Here is a 3,895-nt window from a genome sequence, read left to right as displayed (position 1 = left end):
AACTTCGGGTCTGGCGCAATGGCAAGGAACACTATGCCAAATTCGCCGGCGGCTTTACCACAGAACCGCTTCGCGTTGTGGGCGATGCGGGGGGCCGCAAGGGCACCGAGGTGCGCTTTCTGGCCTCGACCGAGACGTTCTCGAACCTGGACTATAGCTTTGAGACACTTGAAAAGCGCTTGCGAGAGCTGGCCTTTCTGAATTCCGGGGTGCGGATCATCCTGCGTGATGAACGCCCCGCCGAAGCGCTTGAAACCACCCTGTTTTACGAGGGTGGCGTCAAGGAGTTCGTGAAATATCTCGACCGCCACAAAACCCCTGCCATGCCGGAACCGATCTTTATCACCGGCGAGCGTGACGATATCGGCGTCGAGGTGGCGATGTGGTGGAACGACAGCTATCACGAGACGGTCCTGCCGTTTACCAACAACATCCCGCAGCGCGACGGCGGCACGCATATGGCGGGCTTTCGCGGCGCACTGACCCGCACCATCAACAACTATGCCCAAAGCACCGGGATCGCGCGCAAGGAAAAGATCAGCTTTACCGGCGACGATGCCCGTGAGGGGCTTACCTGTGTGCTGTCGGTGAAAGTGCCCGACCCCAAGTTTTCCAGCCAGACCAAGGATAAGCTGGTCAGCTCCGAGGTGCGCCCGGCGGTCGAGGGTCTGGTGAACGAAAAGCTCGCCGAATGGTTCGAGGAAAACCCGGCCGTGGCCAAGGTCGTGGTCGGCAAGATCATCGAAGCCGCCCACGCCCGCGAGGCCGCCCGCAAAGCGCGCGACCTGACCCGGCGCAAGAACCCGATGGATGTGAACTTTCTGGCCGGCAAACTCAAGGATTGCTCGTCAAAGGATCCGTCGAAAACCGAACTGTTCCTCGTCGAGGGTGATAGCGCCGGTGGATCGGCGCAGACCGGTCGTGATCGCGGCACACAGGCGGTTTTGCCCCTGCGCGGCAAAATCCTCAACGTCGAACGCGCGCGCTTTGACCGCATGCTGGGCAGCCAGGAAATCGGAAACCTTGTGATGGCACTTGGCACCGGCATCGGGCGCGACGAGTTCGATATCTCGAAGCTGCGCTACCACAAGATCGTGATCATGACCGACGCCGATGTCGACGGCGCGCATATCCGCACTCTGTTGCTGACGTTCTTCTATCGCCAGATGCCCGCGCTGATCGAAGGTGGCTATCTCTATATTGCGCAACCGCCGCTTTATAAGGTCATGCGTGGCAAATCCGAGGTCTATCTCAAGGATCAGGCCTCGCTTGAGGACTACCTGATTTCGCAGGGCACCGCGGATGCGGTCTTGCGGCTTGGCTCGGGCGAAGAGATCATCGGCACAGATCTGGTGCGGGTGGTCGAAGAGGCGCGGCAGGCCAAGCGGATCTTGGAAGCCTTCGCGACCCATTACCCCCGTCACATCCTTGAACAGGCAGCAATTGCCGAGGCCTTTTTGGCCGGGCGCGCCGATGCCGACCTGCAAGGCGTTGCCGATACGGTGGCCGCGCGGCTTGATCTTATTTCCAACGAATACGAACGCGGCTGGCAAGGCCGCCCGACACAGGATCAGGGCATCCGCCTGACCCGCACGGTGCGCGGCGTCGAAGAACTGCGGACCCTTGACGGGCCGATCCTGCGCGGCGGTGAGGCGCGCAAGCTGGGCAAGATGACCGAAACCCTGCGCGAGGTGTACCGCGAGCCTGCAACGCTTGTACGCAAGGAGCGCGCGCAGCCGATCCATGGGCCGCTTGACCTGTTGGATGCAATCCTGAAAGAGGGCGAAAAGGGCCTGACCCTGCAACGCTATAAGGGTCTGGGTGAAATGAACCCCGGTCAGCTCTGGGAAACCACTCTTGACCCCGAGGCGCGCACCCTGTTGCAGGTCAAGGTGGATGACGTGGCCGAGGCCGACGACCTCTTTACCAAGCTGATGGGCGACGTCGTCGAGCCGCGCCGTGAATTCATTCAGGCCAACGCTCTCAATGTCGAGAACCTGGACTTCTAGGGCAACTGTAGGGAAACGCGCATTTTTCGCGGCGCACAGTAAGTATCGGAAATCAAAACATTACTTTTTCGATACTTATGCTTTCCATGCCAAAATGCTGAATCACAACGCGTATGCCTCTGCTTAAATTTTCAAACCGGCTGATGCTCTGAGCGTTACGCCGGAAGCATTTGCGCCGTCATCAACAAGCCAACAACGTCCGGCATTCTGATGTGACGATACCTGCGCTGACCTTAGACCGAAAACTGGCATAAGTTGGCAGTTGTCAACTTTTCCAGAACGGCTTGGTTTTCTCACCTCCGCGTTTGGCCGCCGAGACGTTCCGACTTGCCAGTTCCAGCAGCTCCATGTTCAGTTCTACGGGGCGATCCAGATAACGGCAGGCGGCGATGATATGACGGATCAGAAAGCCCGGATGGGCACCCGAGGTGATATGGCTCTTGGCTTCGTACTCGGCCTGAAAAAATTCCTCGACCACCGCGCGTTTCCATTCCAGATCATGTTCAGCGCAGGCGTCCTCAAAGATCTGGATATAATCTTCACGGGTTGGACTGGGGACATGGATCTTGAAATAAATCCGGCGCAAAGACGCGCCATCGCCCAGTTCCTCTGGCATCATGTTGGACGAAAAGACAACCAGTTGGTCGAACGGCACTGTGAACTTCTTGCCGGTATGTAGCGACATGATATCAAAGCCTTTTTCCAGAGGAACGATCCATCTGTTGAGAAATTCCTGCGGCGTTGATGATTGTCGGCCGAAGTCATCAAGAACAAACACGCCACCCAATGCCTTAAGGTGCATCGGGGCCTCGTAAAACCGAGAGGTAGGATCAAATGACAGATCCAGCATATCAAGGCTCAATTCGCCGCCAGCAATCACCACGGGTCGTTTGCAGGCCACCCAGCGGGCATCAATAGGACCGGTGTCTTCGGGCAGGTCAACGACCTCGTGCAGGGTTTCATCATAGAACCGGATGATCTGATTTCCGACCAGCAGCGCATGAGGAAAAAATACCGTGTCATGAAACGAATTGCCCAGGGCTTCGGCCAGAGAGGTTTTGCCGTTTCCCGGCTCACCATACAGCAACACCGAACGCCCGGAATTCGCCGCAGGCCCAAGTTGAGACATCAGCCCCTTGGGCAGGACCAGATGCGACATCGCTTTTTCGATCTCGTTGCGGTGGATCTGTTCGTTGTTGATGGATTGCAGCCTGATCTGTTTTTCAAACATCGGCAAGGTGACCGGCGCAGGGCCCACATATTGCGAGATTAACATCGCCTCGAGCGCCCATTTCTTGCCAAGATCCGTCAGTGAATACCGGATATCAGATTTGATGTCTGCCGTTTCCAAGCCCTGGGCTTCGACCAGTGTCAGCGCAGTCATTTCCTTGATAAGCTGACGGCAGACCAGTTTTGGCAGCCTGATCTGCTCGGCGATCTGGGCAGGCGTGACCGTGCCGCTTTCATGCATGATCTTGCAGGTCAACCCGATCAGATAGCTAGAGCTTAACCCAGTTTCCTCGATTGTTTTGGGTGGTGTAGCACAGGTAAATACGGTCAATGGAACCTCCTAAAGGCAGTTCATAAATTTTGTTGTAATCCTGCGTGATAAGGCCCGGCTATCCAACCATTTTATAGTGTCCAGCGGAACAAACTGCTCAGGATTGGGGAAAATTAAGCCTGCGAGCCAGTGCAGCGAACCTGTTTGGGACGGAGAAATCTGAAATCTCGCACTTCCATTAAGTGACTTATTTGCAACGTATTTTTCCCCGCCACAGGCCTGCCAACATGCTGGCAATATTTGAGTTAAAGTGGAACGTATGAAATGCGCAGCATTGTTTTTGGGAAAAACCGAGTTCAACTGTAAATTTAGCAACGCACGAAAA

At 56.2% G+C, this 3,895-nt stretch carries 3 protein-coding genes; 1 reads left to right on the top strand and 2 read right to left on the bottom strand.

All coding sequences use genetic code 11. The features are described from left to right. Nucleotides 1-2,009 (top strand): DNA gyrase subunit B (locus tag QZ522_RS18260; RefSeq protein ID WP_294614964.1); only part of this gene is annotated, 2,009 nt, incomplete at its 5' end. 265 nt (nt 2,010-2,274) lie between these two features. Here QZ522_RS18260 and QZ522_RS18255 read toward each other — a convergent pair. Next, on the bottom strand, nt 2,275-3,570 hold the full coding sequence (locus tag QZ522_RS18255; RefSeq protein WP_294614962.1) for an ATPase: 1,296 nt from the start codon (nt 3,568-3,570) through the stop codon (nt 2,275-2,277). A 9-nt stretch (nt 3,571-3,579) separates the two neighbouring features. Beyond that, a partial coding sequence (locus QZ522_RS18250) for a hypothetical protein (RefSeq protein WP_294614960.1) occupies nt 3,580-3,895 on the bottom strand: 316 nt, incomplete at its 5' end.

It is taken from the genome of uncultured Roseovarius sp., assembly GCF_913054395.1.
GTDB lineage: Bacteria > Pseudomonadota > Alphaproteobacteria > Rhodobacterales > Rhodobacteraceae > Roseovarius.
Note: the sequence above shows the minus strand (reverse complement) of the source record. Positions and strands in the feature narration are given on the sequence as shown.